Raw genomic sequence first — 23340 nt, 5'->3', positions numbered from 1 at the left:
TTAATTATTTAACACAAATAAGCACATGCAAAAGAAAAAAATTGAAACTAAGCTGCCATTAATTCAGGATATAGACAGCCAGCTGCTCCCAGATAGCATTTATAATAATATCAAAATGGGCAATCCCCTCGCTAGTAAGTTGGACGTCATTCTTGCAGCGGAGAAAGCCATGGTACTGGACTTTGCCTGGGAGTTTCCGAAGGGTTTGGATACCTTTGTTGATGATGAACGTTATCCACTTTCGGCCGATCAAAAGCAACGTATCAATTTGGCCCGTATATTTTTAGAAAATGTACGAAATACGGCATCTGAAGCTAATATTTCGAGTTCTGATGTATTTTAGTGATCCATCTGCTGGGAGTAGAAAAGGAATGAGAACAAACTGAGAAGACCGACTTTTGACGCCATTTTGATTTCCTATAAATTAAAAAAGACACATAAATACTAACGCATCGAAAATTACCTATAAGCCTTCTTATGTACCCTTATTACACTTTTAAAGTACATTCCGCTTTGTAACAAAATAGTACTTTATCTGTGCTTTATCTGTACTTAATTGGTACTATATCCGTACTGGGAAATTGCTTCATCTTATAGGAAGTAATTTAATAGCTATAAAAATATTATAATAACTATAAAGACTAATTATTTACCAATACAAAATAGTAAAATTTACCCCATTTGAAGAATCAGATGGGGGTAAATAAAGCCTGTAAACTCGTAGCCTATTCAGTCATTTTTAGGAGGAAACGACGCTCCCCTCAACCCACGACAACAATCCATCTTATGATCCTTAATTACATCAAGCGCTTATAGACACTACCGCGGCAAGCTTTCAGGACGCCGCATCCGATAGGAAGTTGCTGTGATGGCATGTAAAAATGCCTCGATATCTTTTATTTCCTCTTTACTAAGATTCAAAGGTTGCATTAAAGGATCTGTAACCGGATAAAGCGGATCTTTAGCCTTCTGCTCTGGTTTGGCGGAGTTCATCTGCATCCCACTGTTATACATGTTCAGCAATCCGGTCATATTCCAGAATAATCCATTGTGCATCCACGGATCGGTATTCATTACGTCCCGCAGTGATGGTGTCCTAAAACGTCCTACGTCAGCTGGATCTTTGGTAACCTCATACCTACCCAGATCTTGATATTTACGCTTGTAATAAGTCAGTCCAATGTTATGATAGGAGTCATCCGTAAAAAATTGACCACTGTGACAATTCATACATCTCGCTTTTGTCCGGAAGAGATGCAGCCCACGTACCTCTTGCTCGGACAGTACTTTATAATTACCATCCAAAAACTCGTCAAAGCGACTACGTCTACTTGTTAAAGTCCGTTGAAAAGCACCTAAAGCCTTTAAAACCTCTGGCATAGAATAATCTTCCTCTCCAAAGGCTGCTAGAAACAGCTTGTTATAGGCCGGGATAGCTTTCAATTTTGGAATCAATTTGGTCAGATCCATGTCCATTTCATGATGTGCTTCAATGGGACCTAACGCCTGCTCTTCCAGCGACTTGGATCTTCCATCCCAGAACAATTCTTTCCGCGCATACACATTCAGTAGTGATGGTGTATTACGTGTCCCCTCCAAATGATCATTGCCAACCGGAACCGTCAATTTATCAGCCCATGATGTCTGGGGATTGTGACAGCTGCTACAAGAGATCTGATTGCTGCCAGACAGTATCGGATCAAAAAAAGATATTTTCCTAACTTGACATCCGGCTTTTCCATCAAAGAAAAATAACTTGTATCAACCTTGGGCAAGGACTTAAATTCCTTCCAGCTGACACCTGCATCAATCGTCGGTTTAGGCCACTCGCTTATCGGTCTTCGATAAAGTAACTGCAGTTCTTCATACAATGCTTTTTGTTGATCTTTCATAGATAGTAAACCAACAAGTCCAATGATACTGACCAATACTGCAAAATGTTTTTTCATTACCAGTTTTTTTATTACGATTATTATCAAAAATAATTTATAAAGAGAGCCGAATCCCAATTTCCATATTCGTTCTATTTCCAGTTGAAAGAAATTTAGGTTTTATATCGTCTTTTAATTCAATAGTACCTGAAGATTTTCGGAGATCTAACTTTGCATAAAATGCAAGGTTGTTTCCCAAAACCGGTCCTTATATTCTACACCAAATTTTGCACCTAAGTATTGGGTCTTATAATAGTAATAGTCCCAAAAACAACGTTTTGAATAAAGGTGTTTATGGATAAGGGGCTATATTCCAATGTGGTTTCTGTCGGAATAGTCGCATAAGGTGCAAATGCAAATTGTATAAGTTTCGTGTTGCTTTTTTGCAAATATAATCTTAGAGATGGCTCAACACGCATTTGTCCCACTTCAAAGTCGATCGCCTGCAAGAGATCTTTTCTATTTTCCGTATAGTAGGTGACAAGAAAACCTAATTCCTTCGCTAGCTGATGATGTCTATGCCAAAGCTTAACATATTGTCCTGTAAGGGAAAGAGTGCTAACTTTATAATTGACTTTATTTAGGCTACCCGTAGTCAATTTGTTACCATCAACACCTTTATTATATTCGCCATCGAAAATCAATAATTGCTGCCCCTGATCACCATTATATTTGACTGCATCTACGAAAAATTTAATGGTACTTTGATCATAAATAGCCAAAGGGCCGCTATAAAGAACAGACTTCTTAGAATAATTTTGGTTTGTATTGTGATATTGTTGGTATTCAATCTCTGTTTTGGTATGCCAGCTATAAAGCTTTTTAAGGTACTGAATCCCTACCCCTTTATAGTTATCGTATTTAAAATTAACTCTTGTCGTATCTTTTTGACGTGCCGTCCCGTATCCATAATTCATATAATACATTCGATCTGGATACAGATTTGAAGATTGAAAATCCATGTTTTTGTATAACAAAGAAACATTTTCATCTGCTCGCCCAATTATTCCATATAGCCCCAATGTGCTTTTCGGAAAATTTAAGGTAACACCAGGTTTGACTTTCAAAGTAAATCTATTAGATTTTAAGCGCGGATCCACTGTACCTGCACTCCAATGTCGATGGTAATCCACTTGGAGAAATGGCTGTACTGAATGAGCTAATTCATATCCGAGTGAAGCATTTAGCTGATAATTTTGACGCTGATAGTCACCACTTTTATTTGCGTAAGGATAATAAGGGCTTAAATCTTCTAATCCAGAACGAAGGCTATTTGCCAAACTATCTTCGCGGATGGAGTTGAACGCAAATTTTGCTCCCAATAAGAACTTTCCCAAACGATTGAATCCATTGGCTTGAAAACTTGTTATCACACCGTTGTAGGCTTGTTGGGCCTTTCGAAATCCTCCCTTATTCATTTGATAAGCAACTCGAACATCACCATAAGACATCAATGAATCTCTTTGAAGAAAAGCGGGTCTCAAAAGACTGCGTTCAACTAAATGATGATCAATGGTATAACTATACACAGAATCCTTTTTACTTTGAGCAGAGCTCAAAGTAAAAAGGGAAACCAAAATATTATAGCAAAAATGTTCCGCATATGGATTCTAATCTATAAATGATGCGTCTGTTTTGGTTGGATTGGCACGTTGTAGCACACCAAAATCATTTGACGAATTGTTTGTATCTTTAAGAATACGTCTATTCCCAATTTTCCTTTCGGTCCTACGGACGACGGACTGACTAGAGTAAGCTCCTCCAGGTACAGATATTGCTCCTGCATCAAATTTTTGTGGTAAACGACGTGGAATTTGATCAGCTACAACAGCGTCCTGAATTTCAACAGCATCCAAGATAAACCTTGCCGGCATTTGAGCATAACGCACAGTACTCGTTGTAACAGCTTTTACAGTTGGAATCGCAAATGAGGGAATATTATTTAAATCAAAGGTTCCATCGACTTTCATCAATACAAAAGATTCTCTAGCCTGTGGCGGGAAATACATATCACGCATACTTAGGGCAAGAAAAACCTCTAAGTTTGTAACGGATGGATTATCTACGTCATTCGCGAATATCGTTCGCCCAGGCTGAATTTTCTGTTCGTAAGGATACAACCAGGCTTCAAAATCAGCTTTACTCAAATCCACTGTAAGTTCAGGCCTCTGAGCACCAATTATTTTCCGTTGTTGTCGGTATATGAACCAGCATGATTTAAGGCCGAACCAGCGATAATTATACTTTTCCCCGATTCGACAGGATATTTTTTACCCGTCCCATCACTTGGAATCATAAATATTCCTTTGGCATAGACATAATCTTCATTTGCATTATTAGACACGGTCATATTGATAGACTTGCTCCAATCATACTGATTGTTGCTTAGGGAATATTCGTCTGTTTTATTATTCGGTTTTCCATATGCTAATACCACAAGTAAGCTATCCGCATACAACATTTCATCCGAGTTATTATAAATCTCAATAAAATTATCCCGGTTAAGAGCTGCATCCTTGGTATCTGATCCGGCATAGTAGATCTGCTTAATAACAAAACCGCCAATAGGTTCACTGGTCACTAAGCGAATATTAAAGTCCTCATTAGCAAACAAAGCTTTATCAGCCAAAGCATAGTTCAGATAAAAAATAGATGTGCGATTTACACCCGTCAATTTGGTATATTCTTCTGCTGAGATTGCCAACGAGACATTGATACTATAATTACCTGGAGCAATATTATTCAATGCAATTTTACCTTTTGCATCTGCTTGAATTTTGTAGGAACTGCTATTACCTTTATTTATCAACGTAATTTCGGCCTTGTCGTAAGGTACCTCAAACCAAACCTCCTCAGGGTTTACCGTTAGTTGTACGTTCACTTTTATTGGCTGTACTTCGTCAATGTCTTTTTACAACCTCCAAATAAGGCTAGTATTAAGGAGAAAAATAGTAGAATATAATTCTGTTTCATAGTATATAGTATTTGTTAAAGTTTAATTGATATTCCGCCTGTAATGCTTAAAGGACTATTGTAAGTCACAACTACGTCCTGGTTTGTATTGGGATCCCGATACGAACTAGTGGGTTGCACATTAAAGGTATTATAGGCTGTCACAGCAATGCGGATCTTTTGCTGATTTCCTTGGCAACTGACATTGAGAAATTCATATAAATAATACGTTGCTGGCCATCGAAGAATTCTAGCCCACGAATAGGAAGAGAGGACGCCAAATCGTTGTTTATCAACACTTGTTTCATATTAGCATCCAAATAACCTACCGGTTTTTGAAAATTGTCATTATAGTTCCGTTTATAGCGATTCTTCCAAAAATATCTGTATTGGTCATGATGACAAATCCGATAGCGGGAATGTGCGTGGTAGTGTTTAACTTACTTGTCAGTACATATCGTTTCCCTTGGTTACTGGGTTGATACAACAGATAAGAAATTGGCTGCCCATTGATTTGAACTGGAGAGGATAAATCTATTGCCTCCAGTATCTTATCGTTTTGTTCAGATAAAATATACGAAGTACTGGTGGAAAAGCTCGTACGGATAAATTTGATTTCCTTAAAGGCTAAGGACCAATCAAAACCGTAGGTATAGGAGTTTTTAAAATTTTCAATTTTATTATATGACTTGTCATAATAATCAATGTATCTTCCAGTCTCCTGATATACAATTTGATTTAGACTCTCATTATAATGGTAATCAAATATAGGCAAATGAAATGGTTTGTAGACCTTGACGGAATTGAAACCATTGCTGTTATTTTTATAATAAGAATTGATACGGGATGTAATCCAGTGATTTTTGAATTCTATATTAAATTCAGCGCTCTCAGATTTACTAGATTTTAAGTTTTCATTCTTAGTAATAAATTTCTCTGTATACACTAAATATAAGGAACTCTGGGAGTTCTGCGCAATAATAAGTGGAACATCTATCCAGGAAGGTGATGGATAGCGATGCGCTAAAGTTGGAGATTTGGTTGCAACTCCAAAGGCAGCACTTAACGCCCACCTCTTATCTAAAACAATCCTCGTATTTAATCGTGGCTGAAAGCTGGTGCTTCCATTTTGATTATCAAAACGAACACCAAAATTGCTATTAATTTTTTACCAAACAGCTTATAATGAAAGTTATCTGTAATGTATATACCCGTATTGATTAAAGCGGGATTAAGCTCAAAAGAATAAGGTCTAATATTTTGGTTGTTAAAATTGATAAAACGCGGTCTATCCGGGTCAGAAATAATCCCTCGCCCACCATTGTTTGCATAACTCCCATTAAACCCATACAATAGACTGTGAAAAGTCTTACCTATTTGAAACCTTTTGTAAATTTTAAACTTGTGCTTGCTGTTATAGGTTTTCCGATAATCTCTTCCTCAGCGAGATATTGCGAATTAAGTAATATTCCCTCGTATATGCCAGTGGTATCTTTTGCAGTATAAGGTTTGTTGCCTTGATTTAATAACCATTGTGCAAAGCTCTCTTGCTTGCGGATAGAATAAGAAAGCATGAAATTGATTTCGTCAAAAAATCGTGTGCTATAGTTCAATTGGGTTGTGTTTGAAAAGCGGAAACCGATTTCTTTTGAATAATATTTTCTTCTTGAATTATCATCCGGATCCTGTTTTGCATCATCTATTCTCATGTTAAAATCTAAGCTTAACTTATTGCGAAGCTTACGTGACGCCACCGTGTTCCAACGCAATGAACCACCATAGCGTCTATATTCCTGCACCTTATCTTGGGGTTAGAGTTCGAAATAGCATAGTTTAGGTCTGTAGTTATCCCCCAAATTTTTAGGAAGACCAAACCCCTTATTGAGTGAATAATTACGAGAGCCATCATTTATATTTGTTGAAAAGTGCAGTGGCGAATTTCCTGTTTTTCTTTCGATTAAAATTGCACCATCAGTTAATTCGCCATGTTCTGCAGAAGCTACACCTTGAATTACCTCAATTTTCTCAATAGACTCTACAGGTATTTCTCTTAAATCCACTCCCTAAATGGTACATCTGCCGCATTTCCACTGGTTACGGCAGGAAGCACAGACCCTGCCATTCCCCGTTGTCCTACGGGCCGTGATTGCATATTAGCATCATTTGAAAGCCGCACCCCATCTATTATTATAGGTATCCCTAGTGAATTATTAAGACTATTGCTCTCATCAAGGGTGTTTCTCAGATTCAAAGTCTGCGGTGCATTGATATTAGGAGCTGTCATTTGCTTGCCTGGCAATGTGTTCAACACATCCATCAGACTAAACGCCTGAACCCTTTCTATAGCCTCCTCATCAAACACAATGGAAGAAATGGAATTTTTATTTTGTTTAAATATCTGGTTTACATTAATCTCATCTAAGGTTAAACTATTGTCCCGGAGTATAAAATCTAAATTCTCTTTTCTTTTTCTTACATCAACCCACAACTCAACCATTTTTTTCCCTACATAGCTTACGGATAATAAAACACTATCACTATAGTTTTTGACTGGAATAATCAAATTAAAATCGCCTTTTGCATCCGTCTCACTAGTGAGATCAAATGAATTAATGGAGACAGTTGCGCCACTTAGAGGTCTTCTCTTTTCATCTAACACTTTCCCCCAATAGCTGTATGCTGAGCATGAACTATAATGCTACAGAAAACAAGAATTAATATAAAAAAGTCTTTTTCATAAGTACGAACAAAAACGCATCTAGAAATACGCTTGTTTAAAATCGTTCTAAACAGTTGCAAATATAGGCTATTCGAAAGCATTTATTCAAATTATTTTTAATAAATCTAAATTACATATCGCAACATAACTCAGTAAATAAATAAAAAAACGCACAAAAACGAATACTAATATTACCTCCACAACTTAATAATAGGTTATAAATGGGGAATTTAAGGGCAGGTAAAAAACGGAAAAAACCTTGTTTCGATGACGGGCGCTTCGTCGACGAAAACAATCCGAGAGCTTTAATTAGGAAAAATCACCATTAAAACCGGGGTTTCATCGGTAAAAAGGTCTGTCTTAGGAATAAGAACAGACCTCGAATGCACGGTAATTAGTGTAGGGGTGTTATAGTTACTTCATCAATAAGTTTCCCCTGTTGGTCAATAATTTTAAAAGACCCTTTAGCAGCTAAATCTACTTTAAGCAAATTATTATTAGAGTTCACGATAACAGGAAAATTGACCTTATCAGACACCTGTTTAATGATATGTCTATGCAAATGTCCACACAACATAATTTGCGCACCGGACCTATTTAGAATAGGAACAAATTTATCCAAGATCTCCTGTTCGCCATGCCAACCGCCAAATGGTGGCATATGACATATGATTATCTTATATTTTGCATCTTTATAATCCGGTTTTTCCACGGCTTCCTCCAACCATTTTGCTTGTTCTGTACGATAATTATCCATCTCTACAATGCCACTGTATTCCATATCAGAATCTGGCTTATCCTCACCACAATCCAACACGATAAAAGCAGTTTCACCGTGCTTAAATTGATAATAAAGCTTTCCTGTCGGTGTCGGGAAGTATTGTGGATAGGTAATGGCAAATGGCCCTCGGGTTTCATGGTTCCCTCTTGAATAGAACATAGGTTTCTCACTCGCAAATCGTTTGATTGCCGTATCCATAAAACCGTCAAACATCTGTTGTTCACTCAATAAATTATCGACCATATCACCATTAAAAACAATAAAGTCCTGCTTAGGAGATCAGAGAGATCAAGTAATTTATTCAACACATCGTTACGACCATGAATATCATTAACCACAGCGAATCGGGTTACTTTAGCCGGTCCGAGCGTAGTAAATGCCAGCGGTTCCTGTCGATATACATTGGTTGCTACAATTTTCCCGTATTCCACATTGACGCCAACGTGTTTAGTTACCTCTTGGCTATATACCCGATAACGGTATTTTGTCCCTGGTTTTAATCCATTTAAATTCACTTGGTGAACAGTCCCGACTTTTTTAAACCATAGGCTGCAGCATAATATTTGGGTCGTTCGATATGATAAAAATGACTCGAATCATCTGGCGCCAATTCTACCCAACCCGTTGCTGGGCGATCAGTTGTCCATATAATGGACACCGAATGATCTGTCAAGCCTTGGATATAAGGCAAGTGTGTCAAGCTAACTTTTTCATCCTGCTGTGCATTACAGTGCAAGGTTACAAACTGTAGTGAGAAGATCACTGCAATACATTGGAGGTACTTATACATAAGATTTAAATTAGGTTTAAAAACTAAGGTCACTCATCAGTGATGAGTGACCTAAAATACGAAAATTCTTAATTTCCCCAACCGGGGTTTTGCTTTAAGTTCTTATTTAACTGCAGTTCTTGCACTGGTATCGGGTATAAATAATCTTTATTTTCATCGAATGCTTTTTTAATATGCGAATTGATGATCACATTTCCTTTATTTCCATTTTCTAGGGTAATTTCCGATCCGAGTTTCAGCAACTGTATTCCCGGGGCAGTAGGCTTGTCTCCCTCATAGATCCAGATATCATCTTTACCATCATTGTCCAGGTCAAATTTGCCTGTACCAGGAAAGTACATCCCTTTAAACTGCCTTGTCACCAACTTCCCACTTTTCCATCGCAGAATATCATCCCACCGAAAAGATTCCATCACCAGTTCAATACGACGTTCTCTTCGTATTTCAAGTACCCCCTTTCATATCACCATTAACATTTGTATAATCTTTTGTAAGAAACGCATCTGGATTGGATTTAACCTGTTCCAAATTTAAATTAGGCATCCCCACGCGATCGCGAAGTAATTTGATCGATTTATCTATATCAGCTTGACTTAATATTCCCAATTCCGCTTTGGCTTCAGCATAGTTTAGCAGTACTTCTGCATATCTAAATATCGGCATATCGTTTTCAGACCGGTTGAAATTATCATATTTTACATCGCCTACAAATTTAATCAATTGGTATCCAGTCACTGAATTCCCAAAATTGGGCGGAATAGTTGCAACGCCACCGATACGTTTATATCCCGGTGTCCGTATAGTCTGGCTCAAACGAGGATCACGATTTAGTATTTCTTCCTTAAACGTCATTGTTTGATAGTTTGCTTTATCCGTAAATCTGGTTCCATCTTTCATCAAATAAGAATCCACCAAATTTTTATCCAGCCCCGGCTTACCATAGGAAGCTGTAATCGTATAATAATTAACATTATGCCAGATCTGCAGTGCATCCGAGAATTTTCGAGCTAATATAACCTCTTGAGGTAGACTATTGACACTATAGAACAGTGCAGCATATGAATTTACACCTGCGGCGTTATATATACTATACTGCCCTCCTTCAATAACTTTATTGGCAGCATCCGCAGCTTTCTCCAGTAACTCATTCGCCCCTGACAAATTAAATTCAGTATGATATTTTCTAAAGGTTCCCTCAAAAGAGCCACTCGGGATTTTAATGCCAAGGCAGTCCATTTCGTTACTTTTTCATCACTTTTTACTGAAGAGAGATGTTCAATTGCATAATCCAAATCAGCCAGGATGTTCGTTACAACAAGCGTCCGAGGGTCACGGGGCTTTGTTAATTGTTCCTCATTATTTTGGTCTATAACCTTATCATACCAAGGCACATCGCCAAAACGCTTTAATTTATCGAAGTAAAAATAAGCACGAAAGAATCTAGCCTCCGCTGCATAGGGTGCAGCAGCCGCCTCCGGAACAGTATTAAAACAGTTTTCCAAAAATAATTAATGTTCCGTAGATTAGCCCAGCTCCATCCGCCTCCGCTGATAGGCACCTGTCTTTTCCCAGTCAGTTCATCATCTAATGTTGTTTTAACAATATTATCAACCGACTCATTATAGACACCTTCAGCCGAAGGCAAGGCCGCATCGTAAAATGATTTTGTAAATAACCCCAGATCTTTTTCTGTTTTAAACGAATCTTCAGGTCTAACCGCAGACTCAGGGAAACGTTCCAAATAATCTTTCTTACAGGCTGTCAAACCTGTACTCAACAAGATGTATATAAAAAATTTTTTTCATGATATTAAAAAGTTAAATCTAGACCAAAAGAAAATGTTTTAGAGACAGGATAGGATCTTCCATTTGCTTCCTGCGCAGATTGTTCAGGATCAATATATTTGGAGCGAAGCTTTGTTGCAGTCCAGATATTTTCCCTGAGACATAGATTCGTGCATTGGCCAATCTCACACGTTTCAACCAAGCCTGAGGCATCGTATACCCTATCGTTAAATTCTTTAGGCGTATATAAGCTAAATCCTGCAAATAACGATCTGATTTTACATTTAGAGACCCGCGATCATTCAAAGCGATATAACCCCTCAGCAATGGGAAATAAGCATCCGTATTCTCAGGCGTCCATACATCATTTTCAAAATCTTTAGGTACAAAAGAGTAATACGGTCTGGAATAAGGACCCCAGAATTTGTCCGCATTCGCGCCAGGCCACCAATGCTGCCTGCCAATCCCTGAAAGAATGCCGACACATCAAAACCCTGCCAATTTGCACCCAGATTAAAACCAAAATTATAACGTGCTCTACTATTTCCTATAACCACCTGATCTCCAGGATTCATCAGGGTATTATCGCCGGCATCAACTTTTCCATCCGGAACACCGTCTTTACCTCCAATATCAACGAACCTTAGATCTCCAGGTCGTAATTTTGACCAGTCTCCGGGAGCTGCTAGCCGTTGTTTATCAACATAATCCTGATTAACCTTCCAATTATCAATTTCTGATTGGGACTGGAAGAAGCCGTCTGTTTGATACCCCAAATTTCACCCAATGTCTGACCTACATAATAATTACTCAACAACATCTCCTTGTTATCAAAACGCGTGATCTTTGCTTTGGAATCCGACAGACCAATCCCAATATTATATCCAAAAGGTTTTCCATTCAATTCAAGTTGATCTCGCCAGGCCACAGCAAGTTCCCAACCCTTATTCCTTAAGTCTCCCGCGTTGGTCTTTGGTGAAGCTGAGCCATATACAGCTGGCAATGTTTTGCCTGGAATTAACATGTCCAATGTATTTCGGATAAAATAATCCGCGGAGACCGTTAATTTACTTCTAAAAAACTCCAGATCCGTACCGAAATTCAATGTATTTGTTCGCTCCCATGTCAAATCTGACGAAATCGGAGTAGGCGCACTTAAATACTGGGTCTTTGCACCATTGGTTATATAGTTGGACAATCCTGCATTCAACAATTGGATATAACCATATTCCGTTGCTTCCTGCGCATTTCCGAGCGCGCCATAAGACACCCTAAATTTTGCTTCGTTCAAAACGGGCTTCAAACGCTCCATAAACGCCTCTTCTGATAAACGCCAGCCACCGGAAAAAGATGGAAAGAATCCGTAACGCTGATTCGAGGGAAATTTAGAGGTTCCATCGTAACGACCATTAACTTCCAGTAGATACTTCCCTTTATAATTATAATTCAACCTTCCGAAAAAGCCGCGCAATGCCCAAGTATTTGCATTTCCCAGCAATTGCATTTGCCCTGTCCCTAAAGCAAAATCATTCAGATCTTCTGACAATAAGTTGTTGTGTGTCCCGCCAATACGTTTATAACCGGTAGTTTCCTGGTTAAAACCTACTGTAGCACCAATCTGATGATCCCCAATTGCTTATTATAATTTGCAAAAAGATTCAGCGAATGCTTAGGCCTATTGATAATGGTTTCGGTATAGGTATCGTTGCCTAAATAATTGATTACACCAGGAAAAACCGACCAGGGAGCTGTAGTTCTTCTATTCCAATTATGAATCGGATTGTACGTAAGGTATAGTTTCCCGTAACTGTTAAATCCCTTGTCAACTGAAATATAGCTTCAAACATATTGATAAATTCATATTTATCCTCCCCTCTTTTGATTTTCCATGCAATAAGTCCGCGTATATTCCATCACCAATGTTGTAATTATTAAGTTCTGTTCTATACGTTGCGGTACCATCTGGGTTCATTGGCACGTAAGACGGTAATGCATGTACGGTAGTCGAAATAAAGTTATTATTGTTGTCGGGATTGGTAGCCCAACCTGGATAGGTATAGTTTTGATAATTAAGCTGTGTATTCGCTCCAACTTTTAACCAGGGCGTAACCTGTGCATTTATCCTTGACCTTACGTTGTAACCATCAAATTTATCCTGATTGATTTTCATCAATCCACCTTTCTCGTAAAGACGCCCCGAGATATAGTAATCAATTTTTTCGGTCCCTCCAGAAAAGTTCAAAGAATGTTCCATCGACGCCTGCGTCTTACGGTACATCTCGTTCCACCAGTCTGTATTTCCATAGTACACATATTGATCCTTTCCATTTCTATTTTGGATAACGACGGAAGGTAAGGAAGGGTCTGTTTTTCTTTTCAACAATTCCGCATAATCCTCTTCGGTATAGCCGGTGTAACTATTACCGGTGGCCCGGATAAAAGCCTCATCATTCAATCTAGCGGCATCGTATCCACTTGTCATAAAATCAGTTCTGACAGTAAGTCCAGACCAACCGAAATTATTACTATAATTGATATTCATTTTACCGGCCTTCCCTCTTTTGGTTGTCACCAACATTACGCCAAATGCCCCTCTTGCACCATAAATAGCTGCTGCGGATGCATCTTTTAGGACAGAAATTGATTCGATGTCTCTGGGATTGATGGTATTAATACTACCTGGCACCCCATCAATAAGAATAAGTGGCTGTGCATTCGCAGAATTGATCGAAGCGAAACCACGGATATTTACATTTCCTTCGCCACCGGGTCTTCCATTTGTAAACGTAATGTTTAAATTAGGGATTGCTCCTGCAAGGCTTGCGTCGCATTGGCAACAGGTCGATTTTCAATTACCTTTGAGTCAATTTGTGTTACCGCTCCAGTCAGATTAACTTTCTTTTGTTTACCATAGCCTACAACAATAACTTCGTCAAGTGATTGATCCGTAGATACCATTTTAATCGTCAATGCCGTTGATTCGATTTTTAGTTGTTGCGTTTCAAATCCAACTATTGATATTTTCAACAGCTGTCCAATTTTCCTTGAATAATAAAAGCACCATTGGCGTCTGTTTGGGTAGATTTTCCGGTGGATGTGTTTAATATTGAAGCTCCAGCAATCGGTTCGCCGGCAACATTTTTCACAAGACCACTGATAGATTCTTGAAATTTGGAGGAATTTCAACATTTGGGATAGCTGTCAGAAAGAGGGGCTGCTCTCCGCCCAGCCGCTCAAAGACATCCCGATCATTACAGGAAGTAATACGTGTTTCGTTTTCATGATTTTGGTTTTGTTTTTCTTCGGTTACAAAGAAAGGTTATTTAATATTTGTAAATTATTAATAAAGTATTACTAAACAATTAAACTACAACCGGTTAAGTCAATGTTAAGATAACGTATTTTTAACATAAAAAAAGCCATATATTTTTATTTATACAGATAAAATTTACCTAAAAACATTAACAAAAAACACAACATACTGAAAAGCAAACACATATGGATAACCGGAATATTAACACAATAGCTTATTATCTGCAAAACGAAATGTAACATATTTAACACAAAAAGAAGCAAATACAAATGAAAAACAAATAAAGACGAAACAATTAAAAAGATTAACCACAGATAGTTAATCAACTATTTTTATTAATTTAGAGTAAACATTCAATTATGGGCAGGTCTATTTTCGTTTTCATCCTCACCTTTTGGCAATCAGCAATAATTATGGCCAAAACATTCGGTTAAAATTTAAAGTCTATGCTGATACCTTACCTCTATATGGCTACGTATTGATGGATGAAGATGTCTTCAAAACGGAAATTAAAAATGGAACTGGCTACCCCAATCATTGATTTTTGGAGCACATGGTGCGGCCCTCCATAGCTCAGCACACTGAGCTACAGCGTATCGTTAATGCATATAAAGCTAACGGAAAATTTAAATTTGTAGGTATAGCTGTTAATGACAAATTTGCAAGCTGGAAGCAGTATTTAGAAAAACATGTGTATACCTATGAAAACTACATATTCCAAGACAGCGATTACCCCAACCTTCGAAAGGAATTGGGTATATATTCATTTCCACGTTATGTAATCGTCAATACAAAGGAAAACAAGGTTGTCCGATCCAATTTTCAGATCAATCAACTTCGTGAAATATTAAACACATTGTAACTATAATTATGGGAATCAGCAAAATGGGGATCAAATTTTAACAAAGCGATCAACACAAAAGGCTATCCCGCAATCCATACTGTAAACACAACGATTTAGCCTTATCTGTAAAAGCTTGACGATAGTAGTCTGGTAATTTACCATCTGCGCCAAATAAACGCTGATACTTTTGTATTAGATGTGGATAATGCTTTTCAATAGCACGCATGACCAGGGCTCTATTATCCGCTGGATCACTCCCATATAAAGCAAGGGTGGCAGGAAAAACATAGCTGGCATCAATAGCCTGAAAAGTCTGAAATAGCAGTTCCAGGCTTGCTCCGGTATCCGATATATAGGGCAACAGTGGCATCAGACTGACCCCACTATGGAACCCGTGTTCACGCGCTCGCCTTAATGCTTCCAATCGTAGTGAGGGGATGGAGCTCCGGGCTCAAAAATATGGGCGACACAATCATCTATAGTCGAAAATGAAAAGGTAACAAAAGCCTTATGTCCTAATTTCGACTGAAGATCTTCAGGAAGTATTGCTTCTGCATCAATCCGTTTCAACACATCAAAATCTCGGGTAACTAAGTTCGACTTCGTAATAATATGCACCGGAAAACGATAGTGTAAGATTACCTCCAATAACTGTCTGGTAAGCAATTCAGTCTGTTCCATTTGCAGATAAGGATCTGTTACAGAAGAAAGGACAATAATTCCATATTGTTTTTACGCGCACGTATTGCCAGCTGCTTTTCCAGCAATTCGACAGCATTGCTCTTCATACTCAGTTTTTCAGCCATATTGATCCCGTACTTACTTCCCCGGATATAACAATACAAACAATTAAAAGAGCAACCACTATAGGGATTTAATGTATAATGGTCAAGAAACCAAGGATCTCTTTGTTTTGTCTTATTCAGGATGGATTTCGCAATTATACGATGCATAATAGCCTATTCATTTTAAAACTTTCTACCCATACCTCTCGATGCGGGCCACACTTCCTTAAAACCATATTGCGCATAGAGCTGGAAAGCCGGACCATCGGCTATCAAACTGACATAGCAGCTATCTGGCAGGTTCGAATTCATGTATTCATCAAGTTTCTGCATAATCAGTTTTCCAAGTCCTTTTTCTGATGTTCGGGAAGCACGCAGATATCAACGACCTGACAATGGCAAGCACCATCGCCAACGATCCTACCCATACCTACTATTTCATTATCGTTGTCCTCATCCAAAATAGCCACACAGCATAAGGAATTTTCCATTCCTAGACGTGCAGCTTCGTCCGTTTTTGGTGATAACCCGGACTGTTGTCTTAAAAATTGATAGCGTTTATAATCTATCTTCTGGTATACGGCTTGATAGTGCATAGTAAAATGATGAGTTTATTTGTTATGAAATTATTCATAATAATACATTTTTCAAAACCGCATTGATTATACACGAACAAAAGACACCTACAGAGTTATTGTAAACTCGAATTCCAGTCAGGGATCAACAAGCTATTTATCCGTAGATCAATCAACTGACTTGTTTTCGTTGTATCTTGACAACCAGAAAATCATTTCAGAAGAGCTAATGCATTAAAAAAATCTCTTTATTCATTGGATAATCGCAAATATTTAATTTTCAATGCATAATAAATATTTTTCATTACCTTTATAGCATTGAAACAAAACTCAACACCAGCCATGTTTATCGGCGCTGTCAAATGGTTCGACAATAACAAAGGATTTGGTACCCTTGCGTTACCTTCCGGAGAAGAACTCTTTGTGCATATACGCAGGTTTAAAATCCCTCCAGAGCATATCATCCAACCTGGAGAGGTAATAGTCGGAGACAAGAAATCGGATCCCAAGCGGAACGGTTACTTAGCCCACAACTGTAAAATTCTCAAAAGGCCTGAAGATTGGAAATTCGTTATCTCCCTTCTGGACAAGGACCATATCGTACTCATCCCCGATAACCACGGCCACGAGCAAAAGCACAACCTCACCTCATTAGCAGCAAGACAATTACTACGAACCCAGGGCAAAGACAATGTAGTTTCTATGTTGACTTCTCACTTTGATTTCCGGTTCAACTGTTCCATTTTCATGGATTATGCCGAATTACTTGACAAAAGCATTTCGGGCACCTTCGAAAAAGAAACGGCAACAGAGCTTCTCTCTCAGGTATTTAAGTACTTCGGAAACCATGTCTCACATCAGATTCTATTTCGGGTATGGAAAGAAAGAATGTTCAGATATATCGGCTATCCAGCTGATGGTGACTATGAGATTCCTGAAGAAGTGCTGAACCTGAACGCAACAGAGATCAATTATGATGATTTAACAAGAATCAGAGACTACAGTTTTGGCAAATCCTTCTGTAACGAATTTGTAGAGGCTTTATTTGATGATTTAGAAACAATGGACAAGCAGGATATTGAGCCCCTGATCCCTTATGTTGATTTCCTTGAAAACGAAGATTCTATTGAGAAAATTAATCTAATCATGCAGTAAGATCAGCACCATTTTACTGCTCTTCTTCCTACTTGTTTATCTATCTATCAGCGGGTTCGACAATGGGAGAACACCGAAAAAACCAGCAGAAGAATTAAATCAAGAAGAAAACAAATAAAACAACAACCTTTCAAATATTAAGATAAACGAGTAATTTAGTTAGTGTAAAGCGACTATTAAAAAGAGATAAAGCGGTAAGATTAACTAAATTAAAATAATGCAAGAATTGTTATATACATTCCTATTTCGACAGCTATCCGATCATTTTTATCTAATAGACTCTTTTCAGAACGACGATAATTTTATAGTGACCTTGCTCCTGATGGGCTCACTTGTTTTTCTGGCACTCGCGGTAATAAGCATCCTTCTTGGCTTACTTTTTATCGTCACAATCATCCTACTCATTAGTGCGGGCATTATTTCAACATCTGTTATCGTCGGATTACAACAGCGATCCATAACCAAAGGTTTCAAAACCCTATTTCTTTCCTCAGCCATATTGGGCAGTAGCATTGTTTCCGTTATATTTTGCATTTTCCTAAATGCAGTTTACGACTGGAGCAGCAATAACATGGCCATTCTAATCGGCCTCGTCCTAGGGATTATTTTGGGTACAGGCTTTAGGCTTACTTGCGTTTAAAGCGATGGCCGGACTAATCCGGTTTTTGATGAGTAAGTATCGAAAGTAATACCCCTCTTTGCAAATCCCCCTTCCTATTCCACATATTTAAACCGAAGCGCAGTCAGACTCGCCTTATCACCATTGCCTTCGACCAACGAAACAGTTATTTTATATCGTCCAGCCTTTTCAAATTTCATCCAGCCCCAGGGGTACCAGTTATAGACATGGGCCGACTCTTGTTGGTTTTGAACAACCTCGCCCGCTGAATTTTCAATACGCCATACCATCCTCCCTTCGCCTGCATAATTCATGTCTACCTGATAATAACCAGGCTTTTTGACAGCTATTTCATAGGAGAACATACTTTTTCTGTCCATTTACTGACCTGAACAACATGTTTCCATTCACCAAATTTCTCCATCCACGATTTTCCTTCTTTATTACAGCCCTCCACCTCTCCAAAATCAACAGGGATAACGGTTTCCAGTGCTGGATCAACCCCAGCATTTTTTCGACCTGAGGTGTACCGTTTAACTTAACCTCGATGACAGATACCATCTTTTCGGGGCAATTTTCGGAATATCAATTTTAAGCCAGTCTTTTTCAAGTGTATAATTCAATTTTTCTTGATCTTTCGAACCCCGGAGTTTAATCGACTGAACCCCTTTGGTCAAGCCCGGAACGTATAAGGTTCCATCTGCAGGCCAATGATAGACCAGTAAGGAAATACGATCCCCTGTACGGTGGCATCGCCCCAAGGTAGCGCATGCTTCCAAGGTGATGCTTGCGCACCATAAACCGTTTCGGGATAACGCTTGATCCAAGCACCTGCATTGCGCAGAGCCAAACCCGCCTGATCCGGAATAGAACCATCCGGTTTCGGGCCTACATTCAGCATGTATGTCCCCCACGTGCGACAGTTGATAGTGTACGTTGTAATATCTCCTGGCTACTCTTCCAATTATTGTCATACCAAGCATAGCCCCAGGAATCATTAGTCACATCAACCGTTTCCCAAATGCCATCCACATTCTCCCGAGGCACCTCCATGTCACCAAGAGTAGAATAATCTCCGAGGCCATGCCCTACCCTTCCTGACACATAGGCTCCCGGTTGATTCTTGTGTACCAGTTCAACAAGCTTCTGTGCGTATTTTTATCCATTCCACCCGGCGTATCAAACCATACCAGTTCTATAGGACCATAGCCTGTTGTAATTTGCTGTACCTCAGGATAGCATTTCTCCCAAAAGTAATCGTCAAAAGATTTCGCTTTCCCTGTGCATCAACCTTTGGCCCACCGTTTCCACCGGGATAAGTCCAATCCTGATTTTGAGAATAATAAAATCCAAAACCGATGCCGCCTTCTTTACAAGCTTGCGCCAATTCGATCATTGGATCACGTTTAAAATCCGTCGCATCGACAATATTGAATGGGTTTACTTTCGAATGAAACATCGAAAATCCGTCATGGTGTTTACTAGTAATAACGATATAACGCATTCCAGCATCTTTTGCCAGCTGCACGATCGCTTTGGCATCAAAGTGATCCGGATGAAAGGAAGATGCCGCCAACTTATATTCTGCTGGCGAAATATTCGCCATACTCTTGTTCATAAGCCATTCTCCGATTCCATAAAAGGTTTTTCCCTGCCATTTATTTGCTAATTGGGAATAGATACCCCAATGAATAAATAGCGCATATTTCCCCTCCCGAAACAGCTTTCCTCTATTTTGTGAAACAACACCTTTCCCGCCAGCACCATCCCACATCTCTTCCATTCGTTGCGCAAGAACCTCCTGCGTGCATAGCGCACTGATCATTGCCCCCAATACAATCTTTTTAAAACTCATCTATAAAAACTTTTGATACGTCTGGGAACAACATTATACCTTAGGCATACTATACCCATTTTGATAACTTTTAGCTAGATAGCGATCTGCCTCCCTATCATTGAAAGTTCGCTTATTTTTATCCCAAAATAATTTTTTCTTGCTACGATAAGCAATATTCCCCATTTGAGAGAAAATGGCAATATGAGCACCCGCTTCGATCGGCGCATGAAGTCCTTCACTGGATTTATTTCGAACTGCAGTTATAAAATTGACCATATGTTTATCGAGCCCATTATCTTTTGAAGGTTGAAAAGCAACAGCTTCCATACGTCCTTTTTCAGGAATGACCTCCCAACCTTCACGATTAACGACTAACGTACCGTTATTACCGATAAAAGCGACACCATGTGTTTTTGATAGGGACCAAGATCTATTCCTGTTGCCTGCTCCCATTGCACATTGAATCCATCAAACTCATACACTGTGGTTAAGCTATCCGGTGTTTCGGCTGCATCATCGGGATAAGCAAACTTTCCTCCAGCTGCCATAATGGATACCGGATCAGAAACCTTCATCCCGATCAAGGCATAATCCAACATATGGACTCCCAATCGGTCATCAAGCCACCAGCGTAGTCCCAATACCACCTAAAATTGAAATGAAAACGATTGGGATTGAAAGGCCGTTTTGGAGCTGGTCCCAGCCACTTGTCATAATGAATACCTGCAGGAACGGCAGCATCTGCCAACACAGGAATACTCTTCATCCAACCTTGATAAGCCCAAGCTTTGACCAAACGGATTTTACCCAGTTTTCCACCATGTACAAATGCCATTGCATCTCTGAAATGCTGTTGACTACGTTGCCATTGCCCCACCTGTACAACACGATTATATTTTTTCGCAGCGGCAACCATGACTTCACATTCCCGAATGGAGTTTCCAATAGGTTTTTCAACATATACGTCCTTGCCTGCTGCAACAGCATCTACCATCTGCAAGCAATGCCAATGGTCGGGTGTGGCTATGATAACAACATCCACATCAGTTGCTTTAAGCAAATCTTTATAATCAATATAGGTTTTGACTGTAATATTTCGTTTTTTTAATTCCTCCACTCGGTTGCTGAGTATATTTTCATCTACGTCACAAAGTGCTGTACATTGGACACCGGGGACTTTCAATATCGCATTTAGATTGGACCAGCCCATACCGTTTACACCAATCAGTCCAACACGGATAAGTTCAGATTGAAAACCGAAAACACGTGTATTGGCAAATAATGTTGAGGCAGTAAGAATCCCTGCATTACGGATAAAATCTTTTCTTTTCATTGCTTAGTTTGGTTTATTTTGATTTTGCTCTACTATCTTTTTAGTAAAGACGATTCATGCAGCACTTTCCCTAGAAATAACTAATATAAGATTTAATCTTGAAGATTAGGCAAAATAACGACAATCCTTGTTTCATCGTTAAGGTTTTGACGGCATTAACGAGAAATTATTGGGTTATGGGCGATTGGCTTTACCAGCAATATGTTTTCCCGCTTTCATTCCAGAAAAAATACAACCACCCAAAAATGTCCCTTCCAATGCTCTGTACCCGTGCATACCACCGCCTCCAAAACCTGCCACCTCACCAACGGCATACAATCCTTCAATAGTATCATCATCCATCGTCAAAACCTGCGCATCAAGATTGGTTTTAAGCCCGCCCAAAGTCTTACGCGTCAGTACATGGAGCCGTACGGCAATCAATGGTCCATTCTTTGGGTCCAATATCTTATGCAGAGCCGAAACCCGGCCTAGCTTATCACCAAGATATTTCCGCGTACTACGGATATAATTGACCTGCGTGTCTTTGGAGAATTTGTTATCCAATTCCCGATCTCTGGCTACGATCTGTGACTTAATAGATTCATAATTTAACAGATCATCGCCAGACAGGAGGTTCATCTTATATACCAATTCCGACAATGTATCTGACACGATAAAATCGACTCCATTCTCCTTAAACGCTTCAACTGGACCAGGGCCTTTTTGCCAAAAATTCGTTTGAGAAAGAGCTTATAATCCCTATTGGTGATATCGGGGTTTTGTTCGGAGCCGGAAAGTGCAAATTCTTTTTGATGATTTTTGTGTCAGAATAAACCAGGAATATGAATACCCGCTATCTTGGATATGCTTTAGGGTACCTAAAGTGTCAAACCCAGGTAAGAATGGTGCTGGAAGTCTATTTCCTTTTGCGTCAAACCAAAGTGAGGACGGGCCGGGCAGGATACGGATACCATGATTGGGCCAAATCGGATTCCAGTTCTGGATACCTTCTGTATAATGCCACATACGGTCTTTATTAATCGTGTGTGCCCCGACTTCTTCGGCTATACTGATCATCTTTCCATCCACATAGGCTGGAACTCCTGAAATCATATGTTCTGGTGCTTTTCCCAATCGTTCAGGCCAATTCTTCCGGACCAGCTCATGGTTGGCTCCAAGTCCACCCGAAGCGATGATAACATCTGAGGCACGGTACTCAAATGTGTCGATGACGTCTCTATTGGTCGCTGCCCCCTTTGCTGATCATCAGCTTCTAAAATATCGCCGAACACTCCTGTTACAGTGTTATTTTCCGTTATCAGTTTCCTCACGCGATGCCTAAACTTAAATTGCAATAGTCCGCTTTTTTCGGCAGCATAAGCTTTTTCTATAAATGGTCCGACCACCCCTGTTCCAGTCCCCAACTCACATGAAATCTGGGTACCGAATTGCCATGACCAGAAGCACTGCCATCTCCGCGCTCGGCCCAGCCTACCATAAACATGAATTTGATACCTAACTTGGTCACATACGCGTATTTCTCGCCAGCAGCAAATTTTAGGTAGGCTTCCGCCCATTGACGAGGCCAATAATCTTCGGTTCGATCAAATCCTGCGGTCCCCAACCAGTCTTGCCGCGCCAGCTCCAGGGAGTCTTTGATTCCCATGCGGCGTTGCTGTGGTGAATTGATAAGAAATAGACCTCCAAATGACCAAAAGGCCTGCCCACCAATATTTTCTTCGGTTTCCTGATCCAGTAAAAGCACCTTCTTTCCAGCATTGGTAATTTCCATTGCCGCAGTTAATCCCGCCAGACCAGTCCCTATAATGATGGCATCAGGTTTAAATTGTTGTTCTCTCCGCATACTGTTTATACCAATGGATTCGATTTTCTTTACGGCTTCTTTTACGTAAGTTCATTTTTGGTTCCCTTAAATTTAC

Annotated in this window: 42 protein-coding genes and 2 pseudogenes; 5 read left to right on the top strand and 39 right to left on the bottom strand. The window is 39.3% G+C overall.

Annotated features, from left to right (window positions below; all coding sequences use genetic code 11):
* Positions 1-25 precede the first annotated feature (25 nt).
* The gene (locus KUH03_RS34155) at positions 26-343 is read left to right on the top strand and encodes a hypothetical protein (protein WP_257088847.1); all 318 of its coding nucleotides are present in this window, start codon (positions 26-28) and stop codon (positions 341-343) included.
* A 476-nt stretch (positions 344-819) separates the two neighbouring features.
* Here the strand turns inward: KUH03_RS34155 and KUH03_RS34150 are convergent, their stop codons facing one another.
* The 23 genes and pseudogenes from KUH03_RS34150 to KUH03_RS34040 all read right to left on the bottom strand — a co-directional run bounded on the left by KUH03_RS34150 (position 820) and on the right by KUH03_RS34040 (position 14103).
* Entirely contained in the window at positions 820-1674 is an 855-nt protein-coding gene (locus KUH03_RS34150) for a cytochrome-c peroxidase (protein WP_257097601.1), read from the bottom strand.
* Positions 1623-1949: a hypothetical protein gene (locus tag KUH03_RS34145; RefSeq protein ID WP_257088845.1), complete on the bottom strand. Its 327-nt coding sequence runs from the start codon at positions 1947-1949 to the stop codon at positions 1623-1625. Before KUH03_RS34145 ends, KUH03_RS34150 begins: the two co-directional genes overlap by 52 nt.
* 215 nt (positions 1950-2164) lie before the next feature.
* Positions 2165-3460, bottom strand: a complete 1296-nt coding sequence (locus KUH03_RS34140) for a DUF6850 family outer membrane beta-barrel protein (protein ID WP_257088843.1) — start codon at positions 3458-3460, stop codon at positions 2165-2167.
* A gap of 81 nt (positions 3461-3541) precedes the next feature.
* On the bottom strand, positions 3542-4078 hold the full coding sequence (locus KUH03_RS34135) for a DUF4876 domain-containing protein (protein ID WP_257088841.1): 537 nt from the start codon (positions 4076-4078) through the stop codon (positions 3542-3544).
* Positions 4079-4110: 32 nt separating this feature from the next.
* The gene (locus KUH03_RS34130; protein WP_257088838.1) at positions 4111-4812 is read right to left on the bottom strand and encodes a carboxypeptidase-like regulatory domain-containing protein; all 702 of its coding nucleotides are present in this window, start codon (positions 4810-4812) and stop codon (positions 4111-4113) included.
* A 232-nt stretch (positions 4813-5044) separates the two neighbouring features.
* Entirely contained in the window at positions 5045-5191 is a 147-nt protein-coding gene (locus KUH03_RS34125; RefSeq protein WP_257088836.1) for a hypothetical protein, read from the bottom strand.
* 17 nt (positions 5192-5208) lie between these two features.
* Positions 5209-5829, bottom strand: a complete 621-nt coding sequence (locus KUH03_RS34120) for a hypothetical protein (protein WP_306429245.1) — start codon at positions 5827-5829, stop codon at positions 5209-5211.
* A gap of 427 nt (positions 5830-6256) precedes the next feature.
* A complete protein-coding gene (locus KUH03_RS34115) occupies positions 6257-6682 on the bottom strand; it encodes a hypothetical protein (protein ID WP_257088834.1) in 426 nt (141 codons plus the stop codon).
* Between the two features lie 12 nt (positions 6683-6694).
* A complete protein-coding gene (locus KUH03_RS34110; protein ID WP_257088832.1) occupies positions 6695-6943 on the bottom strand; it encodes a hypothetical protein in 249 nt (82 codons plus the stop codon).
* Complete coding sequence (locus KUH03_RS34105; RefSeq protein ID WP_257088830.1) at positions 6934-7542, bottom strand: carboxypeptidase-like regulatory domain-containing protein; 609 nt, start codon at positions 7540-7542, stop codon at positions 6934-6936. The genes KUH03_RS34110 and KUH03_RS34105 overlap by 10 nt, the downstream gene beginning before the upstream one ends.
* 454 nt (positions 7543-7996) lie before the next feature.
* On the bottom strand, positions 7997-8626 hold the full coding sequence (locus KUH03_RS34100) for a metallophosphoesterase (protein ID WP_257088828.1): 630 nt from the start codon (positions 8624-8626) through the stop codon (positions 7997-7999).
* Positions 8608-8898, bottom strand: a complete 291-nt coding sequence (locus KUH03_RS34095; RefSeq protein ID WP_257088826.1) for a hypothetical protein — start codon at positions 8896-8898, stop codon at positions 8608-8610. Before KUH03_RS34095 ends, KUH03_RS34100 begins: the two co-directional genes overlap by 19 nt.
* Complete coding sequence (locus KUH03_RS34090) at positions 8895-9173, bottom strand: hypothetical protein (protein ID WP_257088824.1); 279 nt, start codon at positions 9171-9173, stop codon at positions 8895-8897. The genes KUH03_RS34095 and KUH03_RS34090 overlap by 4 nt, the downstream gene beginning before the upstream one ends.
* 68 nt (positions 9174-9241) lie before the next feature.
* The gene (locus tag KUH03_RS34085) at positions 9242-9586 is read right to left on the bottom strand and encodes a RagB/SusD family nutrient uptake outer membrane protein (RefSeq protein WP_257088822.1); all 345 of its coding nucleotides are present in this window, start codon (positions 9584-9586) and stop codon (positions 9242-9244) included.
* 31 nt (positions 9587-9617) lie between these two features.
* Entirely contained in the window at positions 9618-10409 is a 792-nt protein-coding gene (locus KUH03_RS34080) for a RagB/SusD family nutrient uptake outer membrane protein (protein ID WP_257088820.1), read from the bottom strand.
* 23 nt (positions 10410-10432) lie between these two features.
* A pseudogene (locus tag KUH03_RS34075) lies at positions 10433-10675 on the bottom strand (RagB/SusD family nutrient uptake outer membrane protein); the annotation flags it as partial.
* Positions 10579-10950 (bottom strand): hypothetical protein, encoded by a 372-nt coding sequence (locus tag KUH03_RS34070; protein ID WP_257088818.1) that lies wholly within the window; start codon positions 10948-10950, stop codon positions 10579-10581. The gene KUH03_RS34070 and the pseudogene KUH03_RS34075, both read right to left, overlap by 97 nt.
* Positions 10951-10996: 46 nt before the next feature.
* Complete coding sequence (locus KUH03_RS34065) at positions 10997-11263, bottom strand: hypothetical protein (RefSeq protein ID WP_257088816.1); 267 nt, start codon at positions 11261-11263, stop codon at positions 10997-10999.
* A 14-nt stretch (positions 11264-11277) separates the two neighbouring features.
* The gene (locus KUH03_RS34060; RefSeq protein WP_257088814.1) at positions 11278-11733 is read right to left on the bottom strand and encodes a hypothetical protein; all 456 of its coding nucleotides are present in this window, start codon (positions 11731-11733) and stop codon (positions 11278-11280) included.
* Positions 11643-12503 (bottom strand): TonB-dependent receptor domain-containing protein, encoded by an 861-nt coding sequence (locus tag KUH03_RS34055; RefSeq protein WP_257088812.1) that lies wholly within the window; start codon positions 12501-12503, stop codon positions 11643-11645. Before KUH03_RS34055 ends, KUH03_RS34060 begins: the two co-directional genes overlap by 91 nt.
* A gap of 276 nt (positions 12504-12779) precedes the next feature.
* Entirely contained in the window at positions 12780-13748 is a 969-nt protein-coding gene (locus tag KUH03_RS34050) for a TonB-dependent receptor plug domain-containing protein (protein WP_257097597.1), read from the bottom strand.
* A gap of 2 nt (positions 13749-13750) precedes the next feature.
* A complete protein-coding gene (locus tag KUH03_RS34045; protein WP_257088810.1) occupies positions 13751-13984 on the bottom strand; it encodes a hypothetical protein in 234 nt (77 codons plus the stop codon).
* Positions 13981-14103, bottom strand: a complete 123-nt coding sequence (locus tag KUH03_RS34040; RefSeq protein ID WP_257088808.1) for a carboxypeptidase-like regulatory domain-containing protein — start codon at positions 14101-14103, stop codon at positions 13981-13983. Before KUH03_RS34040 ends, KUH03_RS34045 begins: the two co-directional genes overlap by 4 nt.
* Before the next feature lie 561 nt (positions 14104-14664).
* Between KUH03_RS34040 and KUH03_RS34035 the strand changes: the two genes are divergently transcribed.
* Both KUH03_RS34035 and KUH03_RS34030 read left to right on the top strand, forming a co-directional pair.
* Positions 14665-14811 carry a hypothetical protein gene (locus KUH03_RS34035; protein WP_257088806.1) on the top strand — a complete coding sequence of 49 codons (147 nt, stop codon included), beginning with the start codon at positions 14665-14667 and terminating at the stop codon, positions 14809-14811.
* A 12-nt stretch (positions 14812-14823) separates the two neighbouring features.
* Positions 14824-15132, top strand: a complete 309-nt coding sequence (locus KUH03_RS34030) for a thioredoxin-like domain-containing protein (protein WP_257097595.1) — start codon at positions 14824-14826, stop codon at positions 15130-15132.
* A 49-nt stretch (positions 15133-15181) separates the two neighbouring features.
* Here KUH03_RS34030 and KUH03_RS34025 read toward each other — a convergent pair whose 3' ends face one another.
* The 5 genes from KUH03_RS34025 to KUH03_RS34005 are packed head-to-tail and all read right to left on the bottom strand — an operon-like array spanning position 15182 to position 16495.
* Complete coding sequence (locus KUH03_RS34025; RefSeq protein WP_257088804.1) at positions 15182-15538, bottom strand: lipase chaperone; 357 nt, start codon at positions 15536-15538, stop codon at positions 15182-15184.
* The gene (locus tag KUH03_RS34020) at positions 15526-15795 is read right to left on the bottom strand and encodes a hypothetical protein (protein WP_257088802.1); all 270 of its coding nucleotides are present in this window, start codon (positions 15793-15795) and stop codon (positions 15526-15528) included. Before KUH03_RS34020 ends, KUH03_RS34025 begins: the two co-directional genes overlap by 13 nt.
* 17 nt (positions 15796-15812) lie before the next feature.
* On the bottom strand, positions 15813-16067 hold the full coding sequence (locus KUH03_RS34015; RefSeq protein WP_257088800.1) for a hypothetical protein: 255 nt from the start codon (positions 16065-16067) through the stop codon (positions 15813-15815).
* Positions 16068-16082: 15 nt separating this feature from the next.
* Positions 16083-16232: a hypothetical protein gene (locus KUH03_RS34010; RefSeq protein WP_257088798.1), complete on the bottom strand. Its 150-nt coding sequence runs from the start codon at positions 16230-16232 to the stop codon at positions 16083-16085.
* A gap of 2 nt (positions 16233-16234) precedes the next feature.
* Positions 16235-16495, bottom strand: a complete 261-nt coding sequence (locus KUH03_RS34005; RefSeq protein ID WP_257088796.1) for a GNAT family N-acetyltransferase — start codon at positions 16493-16495, stop codon at positions 16235-16237.
* 297 nt (positions 16496-16792) lie between these two features.
* On the opposite strand from KUH03_RS34005, the gene KUH03_RS34000 reads away from it, so the two are divergent.
* Positions 16793-17629: a cold-shock protein gene (locus tag KUH03_RS34000; RefSeq protein WP_257088794.1), complete on the top strand. Its 837-nt coding sequence runs from the start codon at positions 16793-16795 to the stop codon at positions 17627-17629.
* Between the two features lie 217 nt (positions 17630-17846).
* The gene (locus KUH03_RS33995; protein ID WP_257088792.1) at positions 17847-18269 is read left to right on the top strand and encodes a hypothetical protein; all 423 of its coding nucleotides are present in this window, start codon (positions 17847-17849) and stop codon (positions 18267-18269) included.
* Positions 18270-18343: 74 nt separating this feature from the next.
* Here KUH03_RS33995 and KUH03_RS33990 read toward each other — a convergent pair whose 3' ends face one another.
* The 11 genes and pseudogenes from KUH03_RS33990 to KUH03_RS49610 form a co-directional block, all read right to left on the bottom strand.
* Positions 18344-18628 (bottom strand): hypothetical protein, encoded by a 285-nt coding sequence (locus KUH03_RS33990; RefSeq protein ID WP_257088790.1) that lies wholly within the window; start codon positions 18626-18628, stop codon positions 18344-18346.
* Positions 18629-18921: 293 nt separating this feature from the next.
* Entirely contained in the window at positions 18922-19149 is a 228-nt protein-coding gene (locus KUH03_RS33985) for a hypothetical protein (RefSeq protein WP_257088788.1), read from the bottom strand.
* A pseudogene (locus KUH03_RS33980) lies at positions 19143-19385 on the bottom strand (alpha-L-fucosidase); the annotation flags it as partial. The gene KUH03_RS33985 and the pseudogene KUH03_RS33980, both read right to left, overlap by 7 nt.
* Positions 19386-19443: 58 nt before the next feature.
* A complete protein-coding gene (locus KUH03_RS33975) occupies positions 19444-20103 on the bottom strand; it encodes an alpha-L-fucosidase (protein ID WP_257088786.1) in 660 nt (219 codons plus the stop codon).
* 33 nt (positions 20104-20136) lie between these two features.
* A complete protein-coding gene (locus KUH03_RS33970) occupies positions 20137-20538 on the bottom strand; it encodes a hypothetical protein (RefSeq protein WP_257088784.1) in 402 nt (133 codons plus the stop codon).
* On the bottom strand, positions 20457-20660 hold the full coding sequence (locus KUH03_RS33965) for a hypothetical protein (RefSeq protein ID WP_257088782.1): 204 nt from the start codon (positions 20658-20660) through the stop codon (positions 20457-20459). The genes KUH03_RS33970 and KUH03_RS33965 overlap by 82 nt, the downstream gene beginning before the upstream one ends.
* Before the next feature lie 5 nt (positions 20661-20665).
* The gene (locus tag KUH03_RS33960) at positions 20666-21418 is read right to left on the bottom strand and encodes a Gfo/Idh/MocA family protein (protein WP_257088780.1); all 753 of its coding nucleotides are present in this window, start codon (positions 21416-21418) and stop codon (positions 20666-20668) included.
* A gap of 174 nt (positions 21419-21592) precedes the next feature.
* A complete protein-coding gene (locus KUH03_RS33955; protein WP_257088778.1) occupies positions 21593-22072 on the bottom strand; it encodes an FAD-binding protein in 480 nt (159 codons plus the stop codon).
* Positions 22073-22159: 87 nt separating this feature from the next.
* Positions 22160-22594, bottom strand: a complete 435-nt coding sequence (locus tag KUH03_RS33950) for an FAD-binding protein (RefSeq protein ID WP_257097593.1) — start codon at positions 22592-22594, stop codon at positions 22160-22162.
* Entirely contained in the window at positions 22510-22806 is a 297-nt protein-coding gene (locus KUH03_RS49615) for a hypothetical protein (RefSeq protein ID WP_373564542.1), read from the bottom strand. The genes KUH03_RS33950 and KUH03_RS49615 overlap by 85 nt, the downstream gene beginning before the upstream one ends.
* Positions 22788-23264 carry an FAD-binding protein gene (locus KUH03_RS49610; protein WP_373564541.1) on the bottom strand — a complete coding sequence of 159 codons (477 nt, stop codon included), beginning with the start codon at positions 23262-23264 and terminating at the stop codon, positions 22788-22790. Before KUH03_RS49610 ends, KUH03_RS49615 begins: the two co-directional genes overlap by 19 nt.
* Positions 23265-23340 lie beyond the last annotated feature (76 nt).

Source organism: Sphingobacterium sp. E70 (assembly GCF_019285695.1).
Taxonomy (GTDB): Bacteria; Bacteroidota; Bacteroidia; order Sphingobacteriales; family Sphingobacteriaceae; genus Sphingobacterium; species Sphingobacterium detergens.
This window is presented reverse-complemented; position numbering and strand designations above follow the sequence as displayed.